This is a genomic window from Novosphingobium profundi, assembly GCF_018491765.1.
Taxonomy (GTDB): Bacteria; Pseudomonadota; Alphaproteobacteria; order Sphingomonadales; family Sphingomonadaceae; genus Novosphingobium; species Novosphingobium profundi.
The window spans coordinates 75201-102017 of sequence record NZ_JABWCU010000001.1; the positions used below are offsets into that span (position 1 = coordinate 75201).

Genomic DNA, 26817 nt, shown 5'->3' on the forward strand with positions numbered 1-26817 from the left:
CGCCATGCTGCGGTAGCGAGAAGGCTGGCATGGACGTCTATCTTCCCATTGCGAACCTGTCGGTCAACGGACTGGTCATCGTGGGCCTGGGGGCCATTACCGGCATTCTCTCGGGCATGTTCGGCGTGGGCGGCGGATTTCTGACGACGCCGCTGATGATCTTCTATGGCATTCCGCCCACGGTCGCGGCCGCTTCGGCGGCCAGCCAGGTGACCGGGGCGAGCGTTTCGGGCGTGTTCTTCCAGTCGCGGCGCGGCGGGGTCGACTACAAGATGGGCACCGTCATGGTCGCGGGGGGCATCGTGGGCACCGGCATCGGCGCACTCCTGTTCCGCCTGCTCGAGCGGATCGGCCAGATCGATACGGTCATTTCCATCCTCTACGTCGCCCTGCTCGGCTCGATCGGCGGGCTGATGGCCAAGGAGAGCATCCAGGCGATCCGCGCCGAGCGCAGCGGAGTGAAGATCGCCGCCAGGAAGCGGCGCCACCACCCGATCATCGCCAGCCTGCCGATGCGCTGGCGCTTCTACCGCTCGGGCCTCTACATCTCGCCCTTCGCTCCGCTGCTGCTGGGCTGCTGCGTGGGTATCCTGACGATGCTGATGGGCATTGGCGGCGGCTTCATCCTGGTGCCGGCGATGCTCTACATCCTGGGCATGAGCGCGAATGTCGTGGTGGGGACGAGCCTGTGGCAGATCCTGTTCACCACTATCGCGACGACCATGATGCACGCGATGACCACCCAGGCGGTGGACATCGTGCTCGCCTCGATGCTGCTGTTCGGCTCGGTCACCGGCGCGCAAGTCGGCTCGCAGTTCGCGCAGAAGTCGAGCCCGGTGAAGCTGCGCCTCGTGCTGGCGATCATCGTGCTGATGGTTGCGCTGCGCATGGCCTTCGGGCTGACCTATATTCCCGACGACATCTACACGGTAGCGCCGCTGTGAAGGGCGCGCTTTCGTGCCTTCTCGCCCTTGCCGCGATCGTTGTCCTGGGCGGCGCGCGCGATCCCATTCTCGTGCCCGAGGTCTCGCAGCACGAGATCGACCTTCAGCAGGGCTTCAACGGCACTGATCTGCTGCTTTTCGGCGCCTTGCTGACGCCCGATGGTTCGCGCGCGGCCAAGGACTACGACATCGTCGTCGTCCTGAAGGGACCTACGCAGTCGATCGTGCTGCGCGAGAAGCAGAAGATGGCGGGCATCTGGGTCAACGCGGCGAGCACCGAATTCCGCTCGGCGCCCTCGTACTACGCGGTCGCCTCGACCCGGCCGATCGCGGACATCGTCGACGACAAGACAGCGGCGATCTACGAGCTTGGCCTCAAGTGGCTGCAACTCTCGCCGATCGGTGCGATCGATCCGGAGGAACAGGTTCGCTTCGCCGCCGGTCTCGTCGAGCGTAATCGCGATGCCGGGCTCTACCGCGAGGACGAGGGCGGGGTCTCCGTCAGCGAACAAGTGCTCTACCAGGCGCGCATCCGCCTGCCCTCGCAAGTGCCCACGGGAAAGTACGTTGCCGAGACTTTCGCCATCACCGATGGCCGGGTGGTGGCCTCGGCCAGCAGTGAGGTTGAAGTGCGCAAGCTCGGGGTCGACAGGGCGATCGCGAACTTCTCGGAGAACTACGGGTTCGCTTATGGCCTGCTCGCGGTCTTCGTCTCGGTGGGCATGGGCTGGCTTGCCGGCCGCCTCTTTGCACTGGTCTGAATTTCCCTCCGATTCCAATTGCAAGATGCCTGGCGCCAAGGCGCGCGCCTTAGTCTTAAATTAACGGCAGACCTCCTAGGCTGAAGTCGGAGAACGGGTTTCGACCGGCAGCAGCTTTCGGTGCGCAATGAATCAGATGAAGATGGATGGTTTCGGGGCTCCTCGAGGTGATGGGCCGGCGGCAGGGCAGTCGGCGGGCCAAGGCAGCGCGGCGCATGATCCAATCGGTGCGGTCATCGAGATCAGCGGATCGGGCAGCCGTATCGCGTTCGATCTCGAACGCCTGACCGCGATCTCGGCCGAACTCGATCCTTCGGTCGCGATCTCGGGGCAGGTCGGCAGCCAGGTCAAGGTGCGCGTCGGCAACGGCTGGCTGCTCGCGAGCGTGCGCGCCCAGAAGCAGGAGATGGGTGAAGGCTTCGGGCGCGGCATCATCGCCGAAGTCGATTTCCTCGGCGAGGGCGAGGAAGAGCGGCTGACCGGGCGCATCCACGGCTTTCGCCGCGGCGTCACCTCCTATCCGATCCCGGGCGCGCTGGTCTATCCGGCGACCAGCCAGGACCTCCAGCAAATCTACGCCAGCGACGGGCGCGCGAGCATTTCGGTGGGCAAGGTCTTTCCGACCAAGGATATCCGCGCCGGGCTCTACGTCGATGCGCTGCTCGGCAAGCACTTTGCGCTGCTCGGCTCGACCGGCACCGGCAAGTCGACGAGCGCCGCGCTGATGCTGCACCGGATCTGCGAGCACGCGCCCGAAGGCCACATCATCATGGTCGACCCGCACGGCGAATACGCTTCGGCCTTCCGCAACACCGGGGTCATCCTCGACGTCTCGAACCTGCAGATGCCCTATTGGCTGATGAACTTCGAGGAGCACTGCGAGATTCTCCTGAGCACGCGCGGAGATGATCGCCAACTCGATTCCGAGGTGCTCGCACGCGCGCTGCTCGAGGCGCGTTCGCGCAACCGGCTGGCCGAGCAGATGGGCAAGATCACGGTCGATTCGCCGATCCCCTATTTGCTGTCCGACTTGTCCAACGTCCTCAACAACGCGATGGGCAAGCTCGACAAGGGCCACTCCAGCGCGCCCTACATGCGCATCAAGAACCGCCTCGACGAATTGAAGACCGACCCGCGCTACCAGTTCATGTTTTCAGGCATGCTGGTGGGCGACACCATGGTCGACTTCATCGGCAAGATCTTCCGCCTGCCCTCGCGCGGGCGCCCGATCTCGATCATCGACGTCTCGGGCGTTCCCACCGAGATCACCAGCACGGTCGTCGCGGTGCTCTCGCGTCTGGTCTTCGATTTCGGGGTCTGGGCGCGCGAGGAGAAGACCCGCCCGATCCTCCTTGTCTGCGAGGAGGCGCACCGGTACGTGCCCAACGAGAGAAACGCCGACGGTTCCTCGGTCGGACGCATCCTCTCGCGCATTGCCAAGGAAGGGCGCAAGTACGGCATTTCGCTGGGCCTCATCACCCAGCGCCCGTCCGATCTTGCCGAGGGCGTGCTCTCGCAGTGCGGCACGATCATCTCGATGCGCCTCAACAACGAGCGCGATCAGGCCTTCGTGCGCGCCGCGATGCCCGAAGGTGCACGCGGCTTCCTCGATTCGATTCCCGCGCTGCGCAACCGCGAATGCATCATCTGCGGCGAGGGCACCGCGATCCCGATGCGCGTGCGCTTCGACGACCTTGAGGAATACAAGCGTCCGGCTTCGGCGGACCCCTCCTTTACCGACTTGTGGAGCCAGTCGGGCGGCGAGGAAGACATGCTCACCCGCACCGTCCAGCGCTGGCGTTCGCAGGGGCGCTGAGCGCCCCTGCGATCCCTGTCAGCGGCTCGCGCGCCAGTTGGCGAGGCGGTAGTAGGCGAGCGTCAGGCCGACCGTCACCACCGAGCCGAACGGGAACGACCACCAGACCGCGTCACCCGCAAGCGCCGGATGGAGCAGGTAGTAGAAGCCCAGGCGGCCCGGGTAGAGCCCCAGGAACATGATCACCAGCGGCGCGATCACGATGCCATAGGCGCGCAGCGTGCCCTGAATGATCATCGTCACCGAGACGATCACGAACGAGGCGGTGCAGATCAGCTGGATGTGCTCGGCGATCGGCATGGCCGGGCTGTCCCAGCCCAGGAACAGCGAGAGCAGCGGGCGATCGAAGCCGACGATTACCGCTGCCATCGCCGTGGTCAGCGCGAGGTTGGCGATCATGCCGACGTTGGCGACCTGGTCCACGCGCTTGTGGTCGCCCGCGCCGATCGCCTGGGCAACCATCGCGCTGACTGCAGTGCCCATCGCGAAGGCGGGCATCTGCAGGTAGTTCCAAAGCTGGAGCGAGGCACCGTAGGCGGCCGAGGCGTTGAGCCCGAGCTGGTTGACGAGCCCGATCATGATGAGGCCCGCGGAGGAGACCAGCAGCATCTGCGCGCCCATCGGCAGGCCCTTGGTGACGATGTAGGACAGCTCGTCGCGGCGCGGACGCAGGAAATCCAGCTCGGGGCCGCGCAGGCGCATCGGCAGGTCCTGGCTGTAGATGCGCCAGACCTGGAAGACGAGCCCGCCCAGATTGGCGATCGCGGTGGCGATGGCCGATCCGGCAATGCCCATCGAAGGGATCGGGCCGCCACCCATGATGAACAGCGGGTTGAGGCCGATATCGAGGCAGACTGCCATGATCATGGCGTAGAGCGGTGTGCGCGAATCGCCCGCACCGCGCATGCCCATCGAGACCATCATCGAAACCGAGCCGAATGGCAGGGTGATGAAGATGACCCGCAAGTACGTGAGCGCCTGAAGCTTGCTCTCGGCCGGCGTGCTCATCGCGTTGAGCAGGGGTTCGGCGAAGAACCAGCCGGCGAGGCCCGTCAGGGCGGCGACTACGGTGCAGAAGCCGACGCCCGAGCCGAACGTGCGCCGCGCGCCCACCACGTCGCGCGCGCCGAAGCTCTGCCCCACGCGCACCGTCGTTGCCATCGAGAAGCCGAACACGGCGGCGAAAAGCAGGAACATGATGACGTTGGCATTGGCCGTGGCCGCCAGCGCGCTCTCGCCGATGAGGCGCCCGACCCAGATCGCGTTGACCGAGCCGTTGAGGGTCTGGAGCACGTTCGAGAGCAGCATCGGGATCGAGAAGAGCATCAGCGTCTTCAGGATCGGCCCCTTGGTGAGGTCACCCTGCATCGCTCTGTGGCTGGCTTCCTCGCCCGGTTCCCATTCGCCCTCGGGTATCGGCGATGCTTCGTTCATATGTCCCCCATCGAGCCCCGGCACCCTGCCGGTGCGGGCTCAGGTACCCCGTGTATCGCCCCACAGGTGAATGTGAAGACGGTCGGTGAAATTGAACCCGTGCGCGGCGCATAGGTCCCCCAGCCAGCGCGACCGTTCCCGCAGCGTCGCGCTGTCGCGTCCTTCCGGCATGAGAAAGACCCGCGCGGGCACCATGTCGTGGGCCTGGACGAGGCCAAGCACTTCCTCGAGATCTGATCGCTCGGCGATCACGAACTTGAAGTAGGCGCGCGGGTCGCGGGCATAGGCGGCGAGGCGCTCGGGAAGGAGCGCGAGCTCGGCCGGATTGCCGCTGTGCGCGAGCTTGGGGCTGACGTTGAACTGGTGGACCAGCGGATCGAGCCGCGGATGCGGCGCGACGGTACCGTTGGTTTCGATTTCGACGTGCATGGAGGGGCGCAGCGATTTCAGCGCGGCGACCATGCGCGCGAGTGCGCCGCCTTGCAGCAGCGGCTCGCCGCCCGTCAGCACGAGCCGTTCGGGCGTTAGCGCGGCGACGCGATCGGCGACTTCGGCTTCCTCCAACGTGACCTGGTTCGCGCCGCGCTCGAAGTCGAGCCCGTCGGTGTGGGGACGGTTGTCACCGGTGAAGCGCCAGGTGTAGGCGGTGTCGCACCAGTGGCACGCGAGATTGCAGCGCGAGAGGCGCACGAAAGTGCTCGGCTTGCCCACGCTCGCGCCCTCGCCCTGCAGCGAGGCGAAGATCTCCGGTTCTCCCGGGGTGGTGGTGGCGAGAGTGAGCATGGTTGCGCGCTTAGTCGGTTGCCGTCAGGTCGACACGGTCCGCGGATGGCCGTGTCCGCGGCGCCCAAAAGGCGCTTTCGCGCCGCATTGCAAGCAAAATCGGGTTCACGTAGGCCATAGCGCCGAGTGTGTCAGGTTTGGTGGGCCCGGGAAAATGGTTTCGTTCGCGAGAGTGGGGCCAGGGGCGCAGTCCCCTCCAAAAGTCGGCGCAAGGAACCGGGCAATAGACCGAACCAGGGATTATGCGCGCGCGATAGGAGCTTCGCGCAAGCCCGGAAGGAACCCATTCGAGAGACAGGTGGTCGTGATCCATTCACCTGGATGATATACCGTTGGCTAGCTATCGGCCCGACGGGATGTGCGATATTTCAACGTCATGAATGGTGAAATGAAGGCGGCACCAGTCCATGCGTTTCGACGACATCGATTTCGTCATCATCGGGGCTGCGAAATCGGCGACGACCTGGCTGCAACGACAGCTTCAGTCGGATCCGGCCGTCTACATGCCGGACGCCGAGTTGCATTATTTCTCGCGCGAGTACGGGCGGGGGGGCGACTGGTATCTTTCGCAATTCGGCGAAGAGGCGCGGGGCAAGACCGTCGGCGAGAAATCGAATTCCTATCTGTACTCGCCCGATGCAGCCGGCCGGCTTCACCGGGACGCACCGCAGGTCCGACTGATCGCGCAGCTGCGCAACCCGGTGGAGCGGGCCTATTCAAGCTACTGCATGTTGTTTCGGCGGGGGCAGGTCGGTGCGCAGATCGAGTCCTATCTCGATCCCGCGCTGAGCGAGAATGTTCAGCTTCTGGGTTCGGGCACCTTCGCCTCGCACTTGCAGTCCTACATCGACCATTTCGGTCGCGAGAAGCTGCTCTTGCTGTTCTTCGAGGGCGTGGCGCAGGACCCGCACGGACAGATCTCGCAGGTGCGGGACCATCTTGGCTTGCCGCGGCGTCCGTTCGCTGAGGCGGGGCACGCGAAGGTCAAGGACAAGGAAGCTCCGATCGTGCCTGCCGTATTGCGCAGGAACCTGGGGTGGATGACCCCGATCGTGGAGCCCATGCGCGGCAATCCGGCTTTCGAGGCGGTGCGCGGCGTGTTCGCGCGCAAGCCCAGGTATCCGCAATTGACGCAGGACTTGCGGCAGCGCCTCAGTGACTATTACCGCCCGTCGATCGAGGCGCTGGAGCGAATGAGCGGCCAATCGCTGCAGCGTTGGTACGTGCCCTTGCAGGCGGGCGCATGCCCGGTCGACGAGATCGCATGTCTGTGACGTGACGTCGGCGCGAACCGGATTTCAGGGCCATCGTGGGCCTTGCGCTACTGAAAATCGAAAACGGCCTTTGCGATCCGTAAAATGGCCATTCCTGGGAGCTGCGTGGATGCCTAAGTTTATCATTACCGGCATACAGATGCGCAACAAGGGCTCCCAGGCCATGTTCTTGTCCCTGTATTACGCTCTCAAGGCCAATTTCCGCGATTGCGAGGTGGTCGGGTTCGCCAACAAGTACGATAACCCCGAGCAATACGCGTTCACGCTCTTGCCGTACGATGCCTATACCCGTTTCCTGTTCAAATACCGGCTGGACCGAATTCCGGGGCTGCACCACGTGATGACCTATCTCCTGGGGCTGTTCCGGAACAATCGGAAATGGTTGGGGGTGGTGCCCGTGATGACGCGCGCTTTGCGGGAAGCCGACGCCATTTTCGATGCCAGTGGGTACACGCTGGGTTCGGGCTGGGACAAAGAGGCCGGGGAGCTGCTGCTGGACACCATTCGAACGGCCAGGCGGTACCGCAAGGATATCCTGTTGATGCCGCAAAGCTTCGGCCCATTCGACTGGGGCGAGGCCGACGACGCCCGTTTCAACGACCAGATCCGGGAGGAGCTGGCGTATTGCCGGAAGATATATGTCCGGGAGAAGGAGGGCTATGCCAGCCTGGCGGGTCTGGGGCTGAAGAACGTCGAGCTGTCGGCGGACATGGTCATCCGGGAGAGGTTCTTCCCCGCCACCCACGATATCCATGCCCCGTCCATGGCTGCGCAGGTTTCCTATCCCGCGAAAGGCTCGGTCGGCTTCATCCTGAACGCCAACGTCTTCAGGGTGGGCGATCCTGGCGCGGTGCTGAGGTTGTACGCCGATATCGTGAACCGACTGGTCGGCAACGGCGAGAAGGTCCACATCTTGAATTCGTCGACGGCGGATGCCCGGTACGTCGAGGAACTTGTCGCCATGGTCAAATTTCCGGAGCGCGTTCGGATCATTTCGGGCGAATACTCCAGCCCGCAGCTCATCGAAATCATAAGCCGGTTCAAATATGTGGTCGCCTCGCGCTATCACTCGGTCGTGTTTGCCTATCGCAGCGGCGTTCCGGCGGTCATCCTGGGCTGGGCGAGCAAGTATCAGGATCTGGCCGAGCATTTCGAGCAGCAGGATTACGTGTTCGATATCAAGGACCCGAATATCGCGGGCATTCTCGAGAAGATCGACCGGATGGGCCAGGTGTACGAAGCGGAATCGCGGCGCATCATCCAGTGTCTGGATATCGTTCAGGAGAGCTCCGTCGTGTCCGATGCCCTCGCGTGCCTCAGGGGCGAGGACTGCGTGGAATTGGAGCCGGTACCGCGGCGCCGCGGCCCGGTATGGCCCGCCCCGCTTCGTGATCTGTCCACGATGTAAGTCCGCCATAAGTCCCCCAGGCGGATGTCCCACCCTTGCCGCGGTTCGCGCGCGTGGCTTGCGTGCGAGGTCGGCTCCTGCCACCACGTCGGTGGGGCGCGCGGTGCGCCCCGGGGAGCGTTGCAATGACATCGAAGATCGCCGGAATGGCTCTCGCACTGGCCTTGGGGAGCCTGGCGGGGGCAGGGCAGGCTGAGGCGCCCGCACACCATTCGCATGCGCCCGCCTCCTTCGTCCCGGCCGATTTCGCGGTGCCGACGCAGGCGGCGGGCAAGGACTTCCGCCTCGTGCCGCTGGGACCGCAGCTCGCCCGGATCGACTACGAAGCCTACATGTCCTCGGTCGAGCACCTGCAGAAGACTTTCACGCGCAGCACCGCCTGGCCGCACGCGGGGATCACCGATGCCGAGGCGCTGGTGGACATGGAGACCGAACAGGCGCGCTTTCGCCGCCGTGACTCGTTCGCCTATTCGGTGCTCACCCCCGACGGCACGCGCGAGCGCGGCTGTGTCTACGTGCGCCCGAGCAAGGTCGCGGGCTACGACGCGGAGGTGCGGCTGTGGGTCACCAAGGACGAGTATGAGGCCGGGTTCGAGGACGAACTCTATGCCTTCGTGCAGGCGTGGATGGCGAAGGAATGGCCGTTTGCCAAAGTCGCCTATCCGGGGCGCTCGATCGACTGGGCGGCCTGGGACGCGCTGCAGGAAGCGAAGTAGGTTTCCGAGGGCCATCGCCCTCGGGCTCCCCAAATCGGTGAGGGCACTTCGCGCCCGTGAGCTGGACGGTATACGGGGTCGAGGGGTGGTAAACCCCTTGGATTTGAAAAGAAAAGGCCCGCGATGTTCGCGGGCCTTTTCGTGTCGGGTTTAACCCAGCCGCTCGAGTGCGGCGGCAAGGCGGGTCGCTTCGGCGGTGTGGTGCGCGTGGTCGGCGCGGGCCTTCTCGACCGCCTCGGGCTTGGCCTTCTCGACGAACTTGGGGTTCGAGAGGCGGCCTTCCAGTGACTTGGCTTCCTTCTGCGAGGCGGCAAGCGCCTTTTCGAGGCGGGTCTTCTCGGCGGCGATGTCGATCACGCCCTCGAGCGGGATCGCGAGCATCGTGTCGCCCGCGCCGACCTGGAGGACAGGTCCGGCAGGCGCGGCCTCGAAGTGGATCGCGTCGAGGCGGGCGAGGCGGTCGATCACGGTGGCGTTGCCGCCGATGATCGCGCGGGTCGCCTCGGAGGCCTCTGCGGCATAGGCGGTAAGGCGCGCGCCGGGGGTAATGCCCAGCTCCGCCTTCGCCGCGCGCAAGTTTCCGATGAGCGCGATCAGCCCTTCGACTTCGGCCTTGGCGGCGGCGTCGACCGCGGCTTGCGGTTCGGGCCATTTGGCGACAATCAGCTCGGCCTCGCGCGCGCCCATCTTCGACCACAGCTCTTCGGTGACGAAGGGCATGAAGGGGTGGAGCATGACGAGGATCTGGTCGAGCACCCAGCCGGCGACCGCCTGGGTCTCGGCGTCGAAGTTGCCTTTCACCAGTTCGATGTACCAGTCGCAGAAATTGTCCCACACGAAGTGGTAGATCGCGTTCGCGGCGGCATCGAAGCGCAAGTCCGCCATCGCCTTGTCGAGCTCGGCGACGGTCTCGACCACTTCGCCGATGATCCAGCGGTTGACGGCCGAGGTCGCGGCGGGCGCGGCAAACGAAGTCGAGGCAACGACGCCGTTCGACTGGCAGAAACGCGCCGCGTTCCACAGCTTGGTGGCGAAGTTGCGGTACCCCTCGACGCGCTTGTCATCCATCTTGATGTCGCGGCCCTGGCTTTCCATGGCGGCCATGAAGAAGCGCAGCGCGTCGGCGCCGTACTGGTCGATGAGGCCGAGCGGGTCGACCACGTTGCCCTTCGACTTCGACATCTTCGCGCCATCGGACGCGCGCACGAGGCCGTGGAGGTAGAGCTTCTTCCAGGGCACCTCGTCCATGAAGTGGATGCCCTGCATCGCCATACGCGCGCACCAGAAGAACAGAATGTCGAAGCCCGAGATCAACAGGTCGTTGGGGTAGTGCTTGGCGAGCAGGTCGGTCTTCTCGGGCCAGCCGAGTGTCGCGAAGGGCCAGAGCGCCGAGGAGAACCAGGTGTCGAGCACGTCCTCGTCGCGCCTGAGCGCCTTGTTGCCGGCGAGGGCCTGGGCTTCTTCCTCGGTTTCGGCGACGAAGACTTCGCCGTCCTCGGTGTACCACGCCGGAATGCGGTGGCCCCACCAGAGCTGGCGGCTGACGCACCAGGGCTGGATGTTCTCCATCCAGTTGAAATAGGTCTTCTCCCAAGTCTTGGGGACGACCTCGATTGCCCCGTCGCGCACCGCCGCGATGGCAGGCTGGGCGAGAGTGGCGGCATCGACGTACCACTGGTCGGTCAGCCAGGGCTCGATCACCACGCCGCCGCGATCGCCAAAGGGCGTCTGGATCGTGCGCGGCTCGGCGTCGTGCTCGACGGTTTCGGTCTCGCCTTCCTTGTTCGTCGTGGTGACGACGTGGGGGATGAGCAGGCCAAGGGCCTTCATCTCGGCGACCACGGCCTCGCGCGCGGCGAAGCGCTCCATGCCGAGGTACTTTTCGGGCACGAGGCCGTCGGCGGTCTGCACCACGTTCGCATCGGCATCGAACATGTTGAGCATTTCGGCGGGCTTGAACCCGGCGCGCTTGCCCACCTCGAAGTCGTTGAAGTCATGTCCTGGGGTGATCTTCACCGCGCCCGAACCCAGTTCGGGATCGGCGTGCTCGTCGGCGACGATCTTGAAGCGGCGCCCGGTGATCGGCTGGAGGATCTCCTTGCCGATGACCGACGTGTAGCGCGCGTCTTCGGCGTTCACGGCAACCGCCATGTCGGCCAGCATCGTCTCGGGACGCGTGGTGGCAACCTCGATGTAGTCGAGCCCGTCGTCACGGGTCACGCCGTCGGCAAGCGGGTACTTGAAGTGCCAGAAGCCGCCCTTGACCTCGCGGGTCTCCACCTCGAGGTCGGAGATCGCGGTCTTGAGCTTGGGGTCCCAGTTCACCAGCCGCTTGTCGCGGTAGATCAGGCCCTGCTTGTGCAGTTCGACGAAGACCTTGACCACCGCGCCCGTGAAGTGCGGGTCCATGGTGAACTGCTCGCGGCTCCAGTCCATCGAGCAGCCCAGGCGCCGCAGCTGGCGCGTGATCGTGCCGCCGCTCTCGGCCTTCCATTCCCACACCTTGGCGACGAAGTCCTCGCGCGAATGGTTGGTGCGCTTGTCCTGGCGCGCCTCCATCTGGCGCTCGACGACCATCTGCGTGGCGATGCCCGCATGGTCGGTGCCCACCACCCACAGCGCGTCCTTGCCCTTGAGACGTTCGTGACGGATGACGATGTCCTGCAGCGTGTTGTCGAGCGCGTGGCCGATGTGCAGCGAGCCCGTCACGTTGGGCGGCGGATTGACGATCGTGAAGGGCTGCGCGTCGGGGCGCTCGGGGCGGAAGAGGCCGGTCTCTTCCCAGTGGGCGTACCACTTGGCCTCGATCGCGGCGGGATCGAAGGTCTTGTCGAGAGCGTTCTCGGGCGTGTTTTCGGGCGTCTGGGTCATGGCGCCGCGCTTTGCCAGCGCGCTGCGCCGCGCGCAAGCGGCCTGTTGCAGCCGGTTACGCATTGTCATCTTGCGGTGCCTTTCGTGTGCCACGATTTCGCCTCATCCTGCTGCCACAGCGGGAGGGGATGGATGAACCGTCCGACACCGATCGCGCATTTCGTCGCTGCCACGGAACTTCTTGCCGGGACACGGATTATTCCCCATTACGCACGCAAATGAGACAATGGGCTGATTTTTCGGTGTCGGAGAGCGACGGGGGCAAGGCGCCGGTATTGGTGCTGAGCGGGTCGTTGCGCGTCCATTCGATTGGCGATCTCGACAGTCGCCTGCGCGCTCTGGGTGGCGGCTACAGCGCGATCGACTTGTCCGGGGTGACCGATATCGACACCACCGGCGCCTGGCTGACGATGGAGTTCGCCCGAAAGCACGGGATCGAGATTACCGGCGCCAGCGAGCGGGCCGAGCGCCTGTTCGCGGCGGTGGGCGACCTCGACGAGGCCGAGCCCAAGCCGCCGATGCGGCCCTTCATCACGCGCACGCTCGAGGAACTGGGCGATCTCGTCACGAACTGGGGCAGCGGGTTCGTGCGCACGGTCGGCTTCTTCGGTGCGCTGATGGCGACGATGGGCACGACGATCGTCCATCCGTCGCGCTTTCGGGCCAAGGCGCTCGTCCACCACATGCAGCACGTGGGCGTCAACGCCTTGTGGATCGTGGGCTTGATGAGCTTCCTCATCGGCATCGTGATCGCGCAGCAGGGCGCGGTGCAGCTCGCCCAGTTCGGCGCCGAATTCTACACCATCAACCTCACCGGACGCCTCTCGATGCGCGAGCTGGGCGTGCTGATGACCGCGATCATGGTCGCGGGCCGCTCGGGATCGGCCTTCGCCGCGCAGATCGGCACGATGAAGCTGACCGAGGAAGTCGATGCGATGCGCACGATCGGCGTCGCGCCGATGGAATCGCTGGTGCTGCCGCGCGTGCTGGCCGCGATGATCATGATGCCGCTGCTCGGCTTCTACGCCGCGATCTGCTCGATCATCGGGGGGGCCTTCATCTCGAACTTCGCGCTCGACATCCCCTTCTTCGCCTTCCTGCGCCGCACCCAGGAAGTGGTGCCGATCACCGACGTGTGGATCGGCCTCATCAAGGCCCCGGTCTTCGCGCTGATCGTGGCGCTGGCGGGTTGCTACCAGGGCATGCAGGTTTCGGGCAACGCCGAGGAAGTGGGCAGCCGCACCACCCAGGCGGTGGTCACCGCGATCTTCACGGTGATCGTGCTCGACGCCTTCTTTGCGGTGTTCTTCACCAAGATCGGCTGGAAATGACCGACCTCAACGACGATTATAGCGGCGAGTACCCGATCTGCGTGAGCGGCCTCACCAATGCCTTTGGCGAGCACCTCATCCACGAGGATCTCGACCTCAAGGTGCGCAAGGGCGAAGTCCTGGGCGTGGTGGGCGGCTCGGGCACCGGCAAGTCGGTGCTGATGCGCTCGATCATCGGGCTGCAGACCCCGTCGAGTGGCGAGATCGAGGTGCTCGGGCGCAACATGATGGAGCCCGAGGACGAGGACGACATCGACATCCGTTCGCGCTGGGGTGTGCTGTTCCAGGGCGGCGCGCTGTTCTCGACGCTCACCGTGGGCGAGAACGTGGAAGTGCCCTTGAAGCAGTTCTATCCCGAGATTTCGGACCAGCTGCGCGGCGAGATCGCGCGCTTCAAGGTGCGTCTCTCGGGCCTGCCCGACGAGGCGGCCTTCAAGTTCCCGAGCGAGCTTTCGGGAGGCATGAAGAAGCGCGCTGGCCTGGCCCGCGCGCTCGCGCTCGATCCCGAGCTGCTCTTCCTCGACGAGCCGACCGCAGGGCTTGACCCGATCGGTGCGGCGGCGTTCGACAATCTCACGCGCGAACTGAAGGAAACGCTCGGGCTTACGGTGTTCCTGATCACCCACGATCTCGACACCCTCTACGCGATCTGCGACCGGGTGGCGGTGCTGGCCGACAAGAAGGTCATCGCGGTGGGGACGATCCCCGAACTGCTCGCGCTCGATCATCCCTGGATCCAGGAATACTTCAACGGACCGCGCGGGCGGGCCGCGCTCGCGGGCAAGAACGATCCCCAGCTCGAGGCCGCCGCCGAAGTCAGCGCCGAGTGCGCCGTCGCGGCGGGCGAGAGTGACAATTCCTCGACGACGGGGGCATAAGGCACACGCATGGAAACCAAAGCCAATCACGTCTGGGTCGGAGCGGTCACGCTTCTCTTGCTGGCGCTTGCCGCGGGCTTCGTCATCTGGCTCGCCCGCCTCAACGAGGGCGACCAGCACGAGTACGACATCTTCTTCAAGCAGTCGGTCGATGGGCTGGCGTTGGGGTCGGAAGTGAACTTCTCGGGCGTGCCGGTCGGCCAGATCTCGCAGATCGAACTCTGGCCCAAGGACCCCAGCTTCGTGCGCGTGCGCGTGAAGGTGAAGGAGCGCGTGCCGATCACGGTGGGCACCACCGCGACGATCCAGGGAAGCTTCACCGGCGTCTCGGACATCCAGCTGGAAGGTGCGGTCAAGGGCGCGCCGCTGCTGGAGGAGCCGGGTCCCGAGGGCGTGCCGGTGATCCCGACCAAGCGCGGCGGCTTCTCCGAAGTGCTCGCCAACGCGCCGCTCCTGATGGAGCGCCTCGCCACGCTGACCGAGAACCTCAACCAGCTCATGTCGGAGGAGAACCGGCGCTCGATCACGGGCATTCTCGCCAATACCGACAAGATGACGCGCGATCTCTCGCAGGCGACCCCGCAGCTGCGCGGCACGCTGGCCGAATTGCAGGGCACGCTCGACCAGGCGACCAAGACACTGGCCGCCTTCGAGGGCGTCGCCAGCAAGGCCGACGATCTGCTCGGCTCGAAGGGCGATTCGCTGGCCGACCAGCTGCGCAAGACGTTGAAGGCCGCGCAGGAATCGATGGACCAGCTCAACACTACGATGGCCCACGCCCAGCCCGCGCTCGACCAGGTTTCGCAAAGCACGCTGCCCGCCGCCGAGGCCGCGATCCGTGATCTGCGGGCGACCAGCAAGGCGCTGCGCAACGTGACCGAGAAGATCGACGAACAGGGGGCCGGTGCCCTGCTCAAGGGGCAGAAGCTGCCCGACTACAAGCCGTGACACGGCCAAGGACACGACGATGATGACGCATGTTCGCACCCTTTCGATCTCGCCCCGGGCCTTTCGGGGATGGGCCATGGCCGGTCTCGCCGGTCTCGCGCTGGCCGGCTGTGTCAGCCTCGCGCCCGAGGCGCCCGACTCGCTGCTGCGCCTGACGCCCGAACACGTCGCGCCTGCGGGTACGACCACCAGCGGCAAGCTGACCGATGCGCTCGTGGTGCTCGATCCCGAGGCCGATCGCAGCCTCGATGCGCTGCGCGTGCCGGTCCGGGTCGACGCCTCGAGCCTCGCCTATCTCAAGGACGCGGGCTGGGTGGAAAAGCCGACCCGGCTGTTCCGCGGCCTGCTCGCCGAGACGATCCGCGCCGAGAACGGCGGCATGGTGCTCGAGGGCGGCGATTTCGAGGTGACCGGCAAGACTTTCGTCGGCGGGCGCCTGCTCGAGATGGGCTACGAGGCATCGACCCAGTCGGTGGTGGTGCGCTTCGACGCGGTGCTTTCGCATCGTGGCGGCGATGAGATCAAGCGCAAGCGCTTCGAGGCGGTGATCCCCGGCGTCGCGCCCAAGGCGCAAACGGTGGGCCCCGCGCTCAACCGCGCGGCCAACGACGTCGCCGGACAGGTCGCCGCCTGGGTGCGCGACTGAACCGGCGCGAATTGATGAACGCTTGAACGGCGTCGCGGCCTGGGCTGCGGCGCCGTTCGCGTTTTCGGGCATGAGGCTTGCCTTCCGGCTGCGGCCTGTTCGCCAGATGGTCAGGCGGGCCCGCCGTGCGCTGCCGGGTGGCCCGACGGGTGCTAGCCCCGACCGGCGAACCGGCGTGGCGCCCGCACAGGAGGTGGCATGCGCCCGAAGACCCGCACTGCGATCGCCGGAATGGCTCTGGCTCTAACGCTGGCCGTGACCGGCCCGTTCGCCCCTGCGGGATGGGCGCATGTGGGATTGCAAGGCACCGGACTCGGCGAACCGGGCGGGGTCGCGCTCGGGCCGTGCCGCGGCGCGCTATGCGGGTTCGATGGACCCGAGGACATCGCGGTTCTCGCCGGAAGCCGCTGGCTGGTGGTGAGCGGGCAGGGCCGCGGGCAGGGCGACACGGGCCTCGTCGCGATCGACACGCGCGGGGGGCGACGCATCGCGTTCGCGCGGCCGACCGGAGTGCAGGCCGAGGCGGCGGGGTGTCTGTCGGGGCGCGCCGGCGGGATCGGGGTACGCCGTGAAGGGAAGGGCTACCGGCTGCTGCGCATCGTCCACGGCGCGCACGACACGATCGAGCGATGGCGCCTCGCGGTCGATCGGCACGGCGTCACCGCGCGGCGTCTGGGCTGTCTCGCGGTGCCCTCTGCGCTCTATCTCAACGATCTCGCGCCGCTTCCCGAGGGAAGCCTCGTCGCCACGCACATGTTCGACCGCGCGCTCGATCGCGCCGCGCTCGAGGCGCTTCTTGCCCGGGGCGCACCGACGGGCGAGGTGATGCGCTGGACGCCGACGGGTGGTTGGGCACCGGTTCCGGGTGCGGCGGGCAGCTTTCCCAACGGTGTCGATGCCAGCGCCGACGGCGGCGTGCTGGTCTACGCCGAGACGTACGGGCGCCGTGTCACCCGCCTCGCACCCGATGGACGCGGCGCGGTGCACGTCGCCCTGGCGATGCAGCCCGACAACGTCACGCTTCTTTCCGACCATGAGGCGATCGTCACTGGCGGCACCGGCGCTCCGAGGGGTAGCACGCGCAACTGTGCAGGGCTGGGGCCGGCGGGCTGTGCCTTTCCCTCCTCGGCGGTGCTGGTCGACTTCAGGGCGCGAAGCTGGCGCCCCCTGGTGCGCTCGGCCGGCCGCACCAGCCCGGGCTTCTCGGTCACGGTGCGCGCGAGCGGGGCCTGGTGGCTGGGGACCGCCTTCGGCGATCGGCTGACGCGGGTTGCGGTGACGCCGCAGGTGGCCGAACTGCCGTGATTGCGGCGCTTTCGTGCAAGACCTGCACGCAAGACGCGCCGGCCTTGGCAAATCGCCGGATTTGCGTGATTCGTGGAAGGCCACCAGCAACTTTGCGTTGCACGGGTGCAAAATTGTGCATTGGTGATGCAACAATACAAAACACATAGTGCTGCATCGTGCAATTTAAAGACCACAGATTACAAATTTGTTACGGCACGAAGCGCTCGACGGGGCCGAATAGCGCGCAGGCCCGGATTTGCGCGGTTGCATGAAACTGTCCACAGGGACCACTGTGGTCAAAAAGACACGCTCCAGAAGCGCGGGCGGGGAGGCTCCCCCACGCCGGTTGCACGCCCTGTGGTGAGGCGTATGGGGCCCGGGCCCGCTGGCCAAGTGACCAGTTGCGGCCAATATATTCAGGAGTTTACAATGAAGAAGATTGCTCTTCTTGCTGCCAGTGCAGCGCTGTTCGCCGTTCCCGCCATCGCCAATGCACAGGCTTACGTGCAGGTCGAAGGTGGTCTCGACGTGGCGCAGCAGGGCGGCGATTCCGAGGCAGGCTTCGACTACGGCGTTTCGGCCGGTTACGACTACCAGATCCCCGGCGGCATGTTCGTCGGTATTCAGGGCACCTACGGCGACAGCACGGCGCGCGACTGCGTGCACGATGTGGCCGAAGCCGGTGACCGTAGCTGCCTCGAGGCGAACCGTGACCTCGCCGCCGTCGTGCGCGTGGGCACGCAGATGAGCGAGAAGACCAAGCTTTACGTCTTCGGCGGCTACACCAACGCCCGCGTCGGCTCGAGCTACAACTCGCCCTCGCTCGACGCGACCGGTTTCAGCGACGCGACCGCGCACCACGACCTCGACGGCTTCCGCCTCGGTGCGGGCTACGAGGTCGACGTGACCAGCACGCTCTTCGTCAAGGCCGAGTATCGCTACTCGAACTACGAGTCGGACTTTAGCCGTCACCAGGGCGTGATCGCCGTCGGCACCAAGTTCTGATCGTCGGCACACGCCACCGAGAGGCTGACGACGGAAAAGGCCCGCTCCGGTTCGACCGGGGCGGGCTTTCTTGCATCATCGGGTGAGCGGTGCGGCGGTCAGGCCGCGCGGGTCAGCGCGGCGACCTGCTGCGCGAGACGGAAGGCCTCGAAGCGGGCGGTGCGGTTCTCGGCCGCCTCTTCGTCCTCGCCCCACAGCTCGACCTGCCAGTCTTCCTCGAGATTGGCCGCGCGCCACAGTTTCTGTGCATCGGCGTCGTCCTCGAGCGCGGCGAGCGCGATCACCAGCGAGGCGGCAAGGCTTGCCATCATCTTGAGGGCGGCGAGCGTGAAAGGGTCGGCTTCGGCCAGCAGGGCGTGAAGGCGCGCGGCGGTCTCGGCCGGATGCGCCCGGTGGATCACGCCCGAGATGCGGGTGAATCGGACGCCGAGGCGGGTCTCGGTCGCGGTCAGGATCGGCTCCCAGACCTCGAGCTGGCGCTTGTAGAGCGCCTCGTCGGGATCGGCGCGATAGCACAGCGTATCGGTGTCGGCGTAAGGGAGCAGCTCGGCGAGCGCGGCCTCGCGCGCGGGCGCCACCGCGTCGATCGCGTAGTCCACGAGATCGCGCGTGACGAAGAGGCGCGGATCGATCTCCTCGCCCTGCGCGGCCCATTCGCTCGCCAGCGCTTCGGCCAGCGCCTGGCTCGGCACGACTTGCGCCCGCCCGCCGGCGGTCTTGATCGCGCGCCCGTCGAGCAGCACGCGCCAGCCACCTGCGTTCTCGGCCGCATCGGCCGGTGTGGTGGTCACTTCCTTGTAGAAACGTTTCACGTCGGTCTCGTCGTTCAGTCGGGCTGGGTGTCGCGGCCGGGCTGTTCGCTGCGCCACTTGCGGGCGAGCCAGACTGGCACGAAGAAGAGGATGAGGAGCCCCAGGCCCATCATCGCGTAGCCGAGATCTTCGCCGAGGAAGAGGAGCGCGGTCCCCTTCGAGGCGATGATGCCCAGCACCACCAGCGCCACGCCCGAGAGGCGCGCGGCCTGGAGCACGAAGAAGCGCCGCGCAGCCGGTTCCCGGGGGGAGGGGGGAGGCGTCGCGCTCATGCCAGGAGGCGCGCGGTCAGCTGCGCCGGGGTCTCGGCGACGAATTCGGCGCCCGCCGCGCGCAGTTCCTCGGGGTGGTGGTAGCCCCAGTCGACCCCCACGGCGCGCACGTAGGCGGCCTTGGCCATCGTCATGTCGTAGACGGTGTCCCCGATCATCACCGCCTCGCTGGCCTGCGCGCCCGCTTCGAACAGCGCCTGCTCAAGCATCGCGGGGTGCGGCTTGGAAGGGTGGCGGTCGGCGGTCTGGAGGCTGACGAAGAGCTCCGCGATGCCGTTGTTGGCGAGGCAATGCGCCAGGCCCCGGTCGGACATGCCGGTGGCGACCGCCAGCGTCCAGCCCGCCCCGACGAGGTCCTCGAGCATCTCGCGAACGCCCTCGAAGAGCGGCTGCGAGACGCGGCCCTCGGTGCGCGCCTGGCGAAACGCCTGCTTGTAGGTGTCGGCCATCGCGTGCTGCTGGGCCTCGTCGCTCTCGGGCAGCAGCGCGCGCATCGCCTGGGGCAGCGAGAGGCCGACTGCGCGGCGGATCACCGGACGCGCGGGGGCGGCGAGGTCGAAGGCGGCGAAGGTCGCCTCCATCGCCTCGCAGATCGCGGCCTGCCCGTCGATCAGGGTGCCGTCGCAATCGAAGACCGCCAGTTTCATCACGGCCACTCCCGCGCTCAGCGCTTGCCCTTGGGCACGGGACTGCCCTTGCCCTTCTTGGGGCCCGACTTCTTGACCGGACGCGCGCCCGGTCCGGCCTTGGCAAAGCCCCGACCACCCGCCTTTCCGCTCGGCTTTCCGTCCGGTTTGCCGCCGGGCTTGCCCGAAGGCTTGCCCCGGGCGCCGCCCGAGCGCGGCGCGCGCGCATCGTCCGATTGGCCGCCGGTGCGCGAGCGCCGCTCGCCACGCCGCTCCTTGCGCAGCTGCTTGGAGTGCTGCTTGGCCGCGCGCTTTTCATCGGCTTTGGTGAATTCGGGCGGAGCGGGGGGCAGTTCGGCGCCATCCGCCTCGTCGAAGCCCAGGTTCTCCATCGAATTGGCGAAGTGCTCGGGCAGCGGGGCGGTGACGTCGAGCGGGGCGCCATCGGGGTGCTCGATGATCAGGCGCCGGGCGTGGAGGTGCATCTTGCGGCTGATCGTGCCCGAAAGAAACGCGTCCTGCCCGCCGTACTTGCCGTCGCCCACGATCGGGTGGCCGATCGCGGCCATGTGGACGCGCAGCTGGTGGGTGCGTCCGGTCAGCGGGTGGAGCTCGACCCAGGCCGCGCGGTTGCCCGCGCGGTCGAGCACGCGAAAGCGGGTGCGCGCGCTCTGGCCGTTCTCTTCATCGACGTGCATCTTCTCGCCGCCGGTGCCCGGCTGCTTGGCGAGGGGCAATTCGATCATGCCGTCGTTGATGTTGGGCACGCCGATGACCAGCGCCCAGTAGATCTTCTTGGCGGTGCGGCCCGAGAAGCGCTTGGAGAAATAGGCCGCGCTGCCTGGCGTGCGCGCGACGAGCAGGACACCCGAGGTGTCCTTGTCGAGTCGGTGGACGAGGCGCGGGCGCGGTCCCTTGGGTGCATAGGCGTCGAGCAGGCCGTCGACGTGCTGCTTCATGCCCGAGCCGCCCTGCGTGGCGAGGCCCGGCGGCTTGTTGAGTACGATCGCGGCGCGGTCCTGCGTCAGCACCATCTGGTCGGCGAGCTCGAGTTCTTCCTCGGACAGCTCACGCGGCTTGTAGGGCGATTTGCCGCTGGGGCGCGCTTCGCCGCCGGGCGGCACGCGCAGCACCTGGCCTGCGGTGAGGCGCGTGTCGACATCGGCGCGCTTGCCATCGACGCGGATCTGGCCGGTGCGCGCCCAGCGCGAGACCATCGCAAAGCCGACTTGCGGCAGGTGGCGCTTGAACCAGCGATCGAGCCGCGCGCCTTCGTCATCGTGGCCCACCGTGAACTGGCGAACCGTATCGTCATTGCCCGCCATTCAGACGCTCCGCATGATAAGTAGTCCCAGGAAGAGGCTTGCGAACCCGGCCGCAAGCGAGATCCCGAGGTAGATCGCGGCAAGTCCGAGCTGGCCGCGTTCGACAAGAGATAGAAAATCGAGACTGAAGGAGGAATAGGTCGTGAAACCACCCAGCAGTCCGATGGCCAGGAACAGGTGCGTTCCTTCGCCGTGGCTCCCGTAGCGTGCAAACCACCCGACGAGAAGCCCCATGAACAGGCTGCCCACCAGGTTCACGGTCAAGGTATTGTAGGGAAAGGCTCCCGCACGGACCGGGCCGATCGCGCTGACCCACGCGCGCCCGACCAGGAAGCGCAGCCAGGCGCCCAGGCCTCCGCCGGTGGCTACATAGAGCGAGGCGGCGAGAAAGGAAGGAGTTGGCATAAGCGCCTGCCTTACCCGCGATTCGCCCATTTTCCAATGTTTCGCACGGGCAAGGCAGGGCGCGGGGCGCGGTTTTCGCTGGTTCGTGCTTGTCTTTGACCTGTCACTTTGATATTGGCGCGCCCAACAAAGCCGGTCTCCTCACGGGATTCGGCCCTTTGGTTCATCTATGATTCGCAGTTCGACTCGCCAAAAGGAGGTGCGGGCCGGACTTCGTTTGTATTTTTTGAGGTGTGGTAGTTTTATGCAGATCATGGTTCGCGACAACAATGTTGACCAGGCCCTTCGTGCGCTCAAGAAGAAGCTGCAGCGTGAAGGCGTCTACCGCGAAATGAAGCTGCGTCGCCACTACGAGAAGCCCTCGGAAAAGCGCGCCCGTGAAAAGGCCGCTGCCGTGCGTCGCGCCCGCAAGCTCGAGCGCAAGCGCATGGAGCGCGACGGCGTCAAGTAAGGCGGCGTTCGCCGGGCGCGCCAGGCTGGCGGTGCCCGGGCACCTCGATATACGGACGCGCCGCTTGAACGGCGCGGCCGCATGAGCCATGAGGGCGCGAACTTTCAGGTTTCGCGCCCTTTGTGCGTCTGGCGTCCTTGGCGAACTTGCGTTTGTGGCAACAAGGTCTCTTTGCGCAAGGTCCAAGGGGCGCTATCTGCGCACCGGTGCCGAATCTGCGGCACGCTTTCGTCACGAGGCCTTACGATACGATGACCGAGATCACCCGCGTTCCGCTGCAGCCCGTCAAGAAGGGTTCGCTGTCCAAGATCTGGGTGGGCGCGCTCGCTCTCGCACTCGCCGGTGCCGGCATTGCCTATGCCGCGATGCCCCCGCAGGTGAAGGTCACCACGCTGACCGCGGGCCACGGCGCTTCGCCGACGAGCGAGGACATGGTGCTGATCAACTACAAGGGCACGCTTCCCGACGGCAAGGTCTTCGACGAGGCCAAGCAGGTCCCCATGGCGCTCGACGGCGTGATTCCGGGCTTCTCCACCGCGCTGCAGAAGATGCAGGCGGGCGGCAAGTACACGGTCAAGATCCCTTCCGAGCTCGCCTATGGCGACAAGGGCCAGGGCCAGATCGCGCCCAACACCGACCTGACGTTCGAGGTCGAGCTGCTCGACTTCCGCAGCAAGGCCGAGATCGAGCAGCAGCAGCGCATGATGCAGCAGATGATGCAGATGCAGCAGCAGCAGGGCGCGGCCGGAGCCGCCGGCGCGCCGGCGCCCGCAGGCGCCGCGCAGTAAGCGCGCCGGGGCCCTGGGCATGATCCGCAAGCCGTTTACCGCCGCGCTCCTCGCGGCGGTGGCCCTGTCTTCGGCCTCGCCGCTCCTCGCGCAGGACAAGTCGGCGGCCCCCGCACCCGAGGCGGCGAGCCCCAAGGTCAAGGTCGAGACGCTCAAGGACGGGGAGGGCGAAACTGTTCCCCCCGGCTCCTTCGTGCTCGTCACCTACAAGGGTATGCTCACCGACGGCACCCAGTTCGACGCCGCCGAGCGCATGCCGCTCGACCTCTCGAACGTGGTGCCCGGCTTCGCGCAAGGGCTTGTCCAGATGAAGCGCGGCGGGCACTACCGCCTGACGATCCCGCCCGAACTGGGCTACGGGGCCGAAGCGAGCGGACCGATTCCGGCCAATTCGACCCTCGTCTTCGACATCGAGCTGATCGACTACAAGACGCCCGAGGAAATCGCGCAGATGATGGCCGCGATCCAGGCCGAGCAGGAGCGCGCCGCCAAGGCCCGCATCGACGCCGCGCAGGGCGGCGGCGCCGATCCCGAGCCGGACCCGAAACAGCAATAAGTCGGCGCGCGCGTGGCCGACGGGGTCGCCCCCGCTTGAAGCCCGCCGCCGCCGATGCTAGCGGCTGTCATCACGAGCGCCGCCGCTTGCGTGCGCGCACGATCCCGTGTGCGCCGCAGCCGGGCTGTCAGGACAACACAAGAAGGAACGCCATGTCGGTCGATACCGCAACCGTTGCGAAGATCGCTAGCCTCGCGCGCATCAAGGTGAGCGAGGGGGAACTCGAGGCGATGGTGCCCGAACTGAACGGGATTCTCGCCTGGGTGGAGCAACTCGGCGAAGTCGATACCTCGAATGTCGAGCCGATGACCGCGGTCATCCCCAATACGCTGCGCCTGCGCGACGACGTGGTCGATGCCGACCCGCTGACCGGCGGTGGCAAGCGCGAGGCGGTTCTCGCCAACGCGCCGGTGGCCGAGCACGGCTTCTACGGCGTGCCCAAGGTGATCGAGTAAGGCGCAGGCGGAAAAGAGAAGAACCATGACCGAACTTACCGAACTGGGCGTTGCCCGGATCCGCGACGGCGTCAAAGCCGGTGACTTTACCGCGCTCGAAGTGGCCGAGGCGTTCAACGCCAATGTCGCCGCAGCGCAAGAGGCGTTGAACGCCTTCATCGTCGCCACGCCCGAAAAGGCGATCGAAGCGGCCAAGGCCACCGACGCCAAGCGCGCTGCGGGTGAAGAGCTGGGCAAGATGGGCGGCGTGCCGATCGGCATGAAGGACCTCTTTGCGACCTTCGACGTGCAGACGACGGCGGCCAGCCACATCCTCGAAGGCTTCAGGCCGCAGTACGAATCGACCGTTTCGCAGAATCTGTGGAACGCGGGCGCGGGGATGCTGGGCAAGCTCAACCTCGACCAGTTCGCGATGGGCTCGTCGAACGAGACGAGCTACTTCGGCAACGTGATTTCGCCCTGGCGCAAGGCAGGTTCGAACGCGCCGCTGGCACCGGGCGGCTCCTCGGGCGGCTCCTCGGCCGCGATCGCCGCGCGCCTGTGCCCCGCCGCGACCGGCACCGACACCGGCGGCTCGATCCGCCAGCCGGCCGCCTTCACCGGCACCACCGGCATCAAGCCGACCTACGGGCGCTGCTCGCGCTGGGGCGTCGTGGCCTTTGCCAGCTCGCTCGACCAGGCGGGCCCGATGGCCAAGGACACGCGCGACTGCGCGATCATGCTGGAAGCCATGGCCGGCTTCGACCCCAAGGACGCGACCAGCCTCGATCTGCCCGTGCCCAATTGGGAAGCGCTGCTCTCGGCCGATCTTTCGGGCAAGACCGTGGGCATCCCGCGCGAGTACCGCATGGATGGCATGGACGCCGAGATCGTGGCGCTGTGGGACCAGGGCGTGGCCTGGCTCAAGGACGCGGGCGCGAAGGTGGTCGACATCTCGCTGCCGCACACCAAGTACGCGCTGCCGACCTACTACATCATCGCCCCCGCCGAGGCGTCCTCGAACCTCGCGCGCTACGACGGCGTGCGCTATGGCCTGCGCGACCTGCCCGAGGGTGCCAACCTTCAGGACATGTACGCCGCGACCCGCGCCGCCGGGTTCGGCCCCGAGGTGAAGCGCCGCATCCTGATCGGCACCTACGTGCTTTCGGCCGGTTTCTACGACGCCTACTACACGCAGGCGCAGAAGGTCCGCACGCTGATCAGCCAGGACTTTGCCAAGGCCTTCGAACAGTGCGACGTGATCCTCGCCCCGACCACGCCGACCGCGGCCTTCGCGCTCGGCGAAAACGTCGACGATCCGCTGTCGATGTACCTCAACGACGTGTTCTCGGTCCCCGCTTCGCTGGCGGGCCTTCCTGCCATGTCGGTGCCCGCAGGACTCTCGAAGGACGGGTTGCCGCTGGGCCTTCAGATCATCGGCAAGGCCTTCGACGAACAGGGCGTCCTCAACGCCGGCCTCGCGCTCGAACAGCGCGCCCAGTTTACGGCCAAGCCGGAGAAGTGGTGGTAATATGAGCAACTATCGCATTCAGGGTGCAACGGGCGAGTGGGAGGTCGTGATCGGCCTCGAAGTCCATGCGCAGGTCACCTCGCAGGCCAAGCTCTTCTCGGGCGCGGCGACGGCGTTCGGCGCCGAGCCCAACACGCAGGTCGCGCTGATCGACGCGGCGATGCCCGGCATGCTGCCCGTGCCCAACAAGGAGTGCATTCGCCAGGCGGTGCGCACCGGCATGGCGATCAATGCGCAGATCAACAAGTACTCGCGCTTCGACCGCAAGAACTACTTCTACGCCGACCTTCCGCAGGGCTACCAGATCAGCCAGCTTTACCACCCGATCGTGGGTGAGGGATCGCTGACGATCGAGGCCGACGCCAAGGCGGGCATCCCCGAAGACAAGGTCATCGGCATCGAGCGCATCCACGTCGAGCAGGACGCGGGCAAGCTGATGCACGACCAGCACCCGACGATGTCCTACGTGGACCTCAACCGCGTGGGCGTGGCGCTGATGGAGATCGTCAGCCGCCCCGACATGACTTCGCCCGCCGAGGCGGGTGCGTACCTGTCCAAGCTGCGCACGATCCTGCGCTACGTCGGCTCATGCGATGGCAACATGGACCAGGGCTCGATGCGCGCGGACGTCAACGTCTCGGTGCGCAAGGCGGGCGAACCGCTCGGCACGCGCACGGAGACCAAGAACGTCAACTCGGTGCGCTTCGTCATGCAGGCGATCGAGCACGAGGCGATGCGCCAGGTCGACGTGCTCGAATCGGGTGGCCAGATCGTCCAGGAAACCCGCCTGTTCGATCCGAACTCGGGCACCACGCGTTCGATGCGTTCGAAGGAAGATGCGCACGATTACCGCTACTTCCCCGATCCCGACCTGCTGCCGCTGATCCTGGAAGATGACTTCCTTGAAGATTGCCGTGCTTCGCTGCCCGAGCTGCCCGATGCGAAGAAGGCGCGCTACGAGAACGAGCTGGGTCTTTCGGCCTACAACGCCTCCGTGCTGACCGCCGATGTCGACACCGCGCGCTGGTTCGAGCGTCTTCTGGCCGAAACCGCCAAGGCTTCGGGCAAGGCCCCTGCCGAGGTGTCCAAGCAGGCGGCCAACTGGCTGATCTCGGAACTGTTCGGCGCGCTCAACAAGCTGGGCACCAGCCTCGAGGAATCGCCCGTCACCCCCGAGAAGGGCGGCGACCTGCTCGCGCTCATCGCCAAGGGCACGATCTCGGGCTCGGCCGCCAAGCAGGTGCTCGAGATCATGCTCGAGACCGGCGATGACGCCGAGACCATCGTCGAGCGCGAAGGCCTCAAGCAGGAATCGGACACCGGCGCGATCGAGGCCGAGGTCGACAAGATCCTGGCGGCGAACGAGGACAAGGTCGCCCAGTACAAGGACGGCAAGGTCGCCCTGTTCGGCTTCTTCGTCGGCCAGACGATGAAGGCCATGAAGGGCAAGGGCAACCCGCAGGTGGTCAACGAGATCCTCAAGACCAAGCTGGGCTGAGCCGGGCGGGGCCGGAG

At 66.4% G+C, this 26817-nt stretch carries 26 protein-coding genes; 18 read left to right on the plus strand and 8 right to left on the minus strand.

Annotated elements, in window-relative coordinates; all coding sequences use genetic code 11:
- The first annotated feature begins 29 nt into the window (after positions 1-29).
- From HT136_RS00350 to HT136_RS00360, 3 genes are all read left to right on the plus strand, one after another.
- Positions 30-944, plus strand: a complete 915-nt coding sequence (locus tag HT136_RS00350) for a sulfite exporter TauE/SafE family protein (RefSeq protein ID WP_214196646.1) — start codon at positions 30-32, stop codon at positions 942-944.
- Positions 941-1705: a TIGR02186 family protein gene (locus HT136_RS00355; protein WP_214196647.1), complete on the plus strand. Its 765-nt coding sequence runs from the start codon at positions 941-943 to the stop codon at positions 1703-1705. Before HT136_RS00350 ends, HT136_RS00355 begins: the two co-directional genes overlap by 4 nt.
- Positions 1706-1841: 136 nt before the next feature.
- A complete protein-coding gene (locus tag HT136_RS00360) occupies positions 1842-3521 on the plus strand; it encodes an ATP-binding protein (protein WP_425516868.1) in 1680 nt (559 codons plus the stop codon).
- An 18-nt stretch (positions 3522-3539) separates the two neighbouring features.
- Here HT136_RS00360 and HT136_RS00365 read toward each other — a convergent pair whose 3' ends face one another.
- A complete protein-coding gene (locus HT136_RS00365) occupies positions 3540-4955 on the minus strand; it encodes an MATE family efflux transporter (protein WP_214196649.1) in 1416 nt (471 codons plus the stop codon).
- Between the two features lie 39 nt (positions 4956-4994).
- A complete protein-coding gene (locus HT136_RS00370) occupies positions 4995-5738 on the minus strand; it encodes a 7-carboxy-7-deazaguanine synthase QueE (protein WP_214196650.1) in 744 nt (247 codons plus the stop codon).
- Between the two features lie 407 nt (positions 5739-6145).
- Between HT136_RS00370 and HT136_RS00375 the strand changes: the two genes are divergently transcribed.
- From HT136_RS00375 to HT136_RS00385, 3 genes are all read left to right on the plus strand, one after another.
- Positions 6146-7012 (plus strand): sulfotransferase family protein, encoded by an 867-nt coding sequence (locus tag HT136_RS00375; protein WP_214196651.1) that lies wholly within the window; start codon positions 6146-6148, stop codon positions 7010-7012.
- Between the two features lie 109 nt (positions 7013-7121).
- The gene (locus HT136_RS00380) at positions 7122-8420 is read left to right on the plus strand and encodes a polysaccharide pyruvyl transferase family protein (RefSeq protein ID WP_214196652.1); all 1299 of its coding nucleotides are present in this window, start codon (positions 7122-7124) and stop codon (positions 8418-8420) included.
- Positions 8421-8545: 125 nt separating this feature from the next.
- The gene (locus HT136_RS00385; RefSeq protein WP_214196653.1) at positions 8546-9136 is read left to right on the plus strand and encodes a twin-arginine translocation pathway signal protein; all 591 of its coding nucleotides are present in this window, start codon (positions 8546-8548) and stop codon (positions 9134-9136) included.
- Positions 9137-9286: 150 nt separating this feature from the next.
- Here HT136_RS00385 and HT136_RS00390 read toward each other — a convergent pair whose 3' ends face one another.
- On the minus strand, positions 9287-12007 hold the full coding sequence (locus tag HT136_RS00390) for a valine--tRNA ligase (protein WP_214197181.1): 2721 nt from the start codon (positions 12005-12007) through the stop codon (positions 9287-9289).
- A gap of 218 nt (positions 12008-12225) precedes the next feature.
- On the opposite strand from HT136_RS00390, the gene HT136_RS00395 reads away from it, so the two are divergent.
- From HT136_RS00395 to HT136_RS00420, 6 genes are all read left to right on the plus strand, one after another.
- Complete coding sequence (locus HT136_RS00395) at positions 12226-13338, plus strand: ABC transporter permease (RefSeq protein ID WP_214196654.1); 1113 nt, start codon at positions 12226-12228, stop codon at positions 13336-13338.
- Complete coding sequence (locus HT136_RS00400; protein ID WP_214196656.1) at positions 13335-14216, plus strand: ABC transporter ATP-binding protein; 882 nt, start codon at positions 13335-13337, stop codon at positions 14214-14216. The genes HT136_RS00395 and HT136_RS00400 overlap by 4 nt, the downstream gene beginning before the upstream one ends.
- Before the next feature lie 9 nt (positions 14217-14225).
- Positions 14226-15164 (plus strand): MlaD family protein, encoded by a 939-nt coding sequence (locus tag HT136_RS00405; RefSeq protein ID WP_214196658.1) that lies wholly within the window; start codon positions 14226-14228, stop codon positions 15162-15164.
- A 19-nt stretch (positions 15165-15183) separates the two neighbouring features.
- Positions 15184-15810 (plus strand): ABC-type transport auxiliary lipoprotein family protein, encoded by a 627-nt coding sequence (locus tag HT136_RS00410; RefSeq protein WP_343222067.1) that lies wholly within the window; start codon positions 15184-15186, stop codon positions 15808-15810.
- Between the two features lie 198 nt (positions 15811-16008).
- On the plus strand, positions 16009-17115 hold the full coding sequence (locus HT136_RS00415; protein ID WP_214196660.1) for an SMP-30/gluconolactonase/LRE family protein: 1107 nt from the start codon (positions 16009-16011) through the stop codon (positions 17113-17115).
- A 411-nt stretch (positions 17116-17526) separates the two neighbouring features.
- On the plus strand, positions 17527-18102 hold the full coding sequence (locus tag HT136_RS00420; protein ID WP_214196662.1) for an outer membrane protein: 576 nt from the start codon (positions 17527-17529) through the stop codon (positions 18100-18102).
- A gap of 98 nt (positions 18103-18200) precedes the next feature.
- Here HT136_RS00420 and HT136_RS00425 read toward each other — a convergent pair whose 3' ends face one another.
- Genes HT136_RS00425 through crcB form a run of 5 tightly spaced genes read right to left on the minus strand, consistent with a single transcriptional unit; the run spans position 18201 to position 21542 of the window.
- Positions 18201-18914: an ATP12 family chaperone protein gene (locus HT136_RS00425; protein ID WP_214196663.1), complete on the minus strand. Its 714-nt coding sequence runs from the start codon at positions 18912-18914 to the stop codon at positions 18201-18203.
- 14 nt (positions 18915-18928) lie between these two features.
- Positions 18929-19186: a hypothetical protein gene (locus HT136_RS00430; protein ID WP_214196665.1), complete on the minus strand. Its 258-nt coding sequence runs from the start codon at positions 19184-19186 to the stop codon at positions 18929-18931.
- Positions 19183-19833, minus strand: a complete 651-nt coding sequence (locus HT136_RS00435) for an HAD-IA family hydrolase (RefSeq protein ID WP_214196667.1) — start codon at positions 19831-19833, stop codon at positions 19183-19185. The genes HT136_RS00430 and HT136_RS00435 overlap by 4 nt, the downstream gene beginning before the upstream one ends.
- A 17-nt stretch (positions 19834-19850) precedes the next feature.
- Positions 19851-21137 carry an RluA family pseudouridine synthase gene (locus HT136_RS00440; RefSeq protein WP_214196669.1) on the minus strand — a complete coding sequence of 429 codons (1287 nt, stop codon included), beginning with the start codon at positions 21135-21137 and terminating at the stop codon, positions 19851-19853.
- Positions 21138-21542, minus strand: a complete 405-nt coding sequence (gene crcB, locus HT136_RS00445; RefSeq protein WP_214196671.1) for a fluoride efflux transporter CrcB — start codon at positions 21540-21542, stop codon at positions 21138-21140.
- 244 nt (positions 21543-21786) lie between these two features.
- Between crcB and rpsU the strand changes: the two genes are divergently transcribed.
- From rpsU to gatB, 6 genes are all read left to right on the plus strand, one after another.
- A complete protein-coding gene (gene rpsU, locus HT136_RS00450; RefSeq protein WP_007011585.1) occupies positions 21787-21993 on the plus strand; it encodes a 30S ribosomal protein S21 in 207 nt (68 codons plus the stop codon).
- A 251-nt stretch (positions 21994-22244) separates the two neighbouring features.
- Positions 22245-22781, plus strand: coding sequence for an FKBP-type peptidyl-prolyl cis-trans isomerase (locus HT136_RS00455; RefSeq protein WP_214196672.1), 537 nt, complete (start codon positions 22245-22247; stop codon positions 22779-22781).
- A 19-nt stretch (positions 22782-22800) separates the two neighbouring features.
- On the plus strand, positions 22801-23337 hold the full coding sequence (locus tag HT136_RS00460; RefSeq protein WP_214196675.1) for an FKBP-type peptidyl-prolyl cis-trans isomerase: 537 nt from the start codon (positions 22801-22803) through the stop codon (positions 23335-23337).
- 152 nt (positions 23338-23489) lie between these two features.
- Positions 23490-23792: an Asp-tRNA(Asn)/Glu-tRNA(Gln) amidotransferase subunit GatC gene (gene gatC / locus HT136_RS00465; protein ID WP_214196677.1), complete on the plus strand. Its 303-nt coding sequence runs from the start codon at positions 23490-23492 to the stop codon at positions 23790-23792.
- 25 nt (positions 23793-23817) lie between these two features.
- On the plus strand, positions 23818-25302 hold the full coding sequence (gene gatA, locus HT136_RS00470; protein ID WP_214196679.1) for an Asp-tRNA(Asn)/Glu-tRNA(Gln) amidotransferase subunit GatA: 1485 nt from the start codon (positions 23818-23820) through the stop codon (positions 25300-25302).
- Position 25303: 1 nt separating this feature from the next.
- Complete coding sequence (gene gatB / locus HT136_RS00475; protein ID WP_214196681.1) at positions 25304-26800, plus strand: Asp-tRNA(Asn)/Glu-tRNA(Gln) amidotransferase subunit GatB; 1497 nt, start codon at positions 25304-25306, stop codon at positions 26798-26800.
- Positions 26801-26817 lie beyond the last annotated feature (17 nt).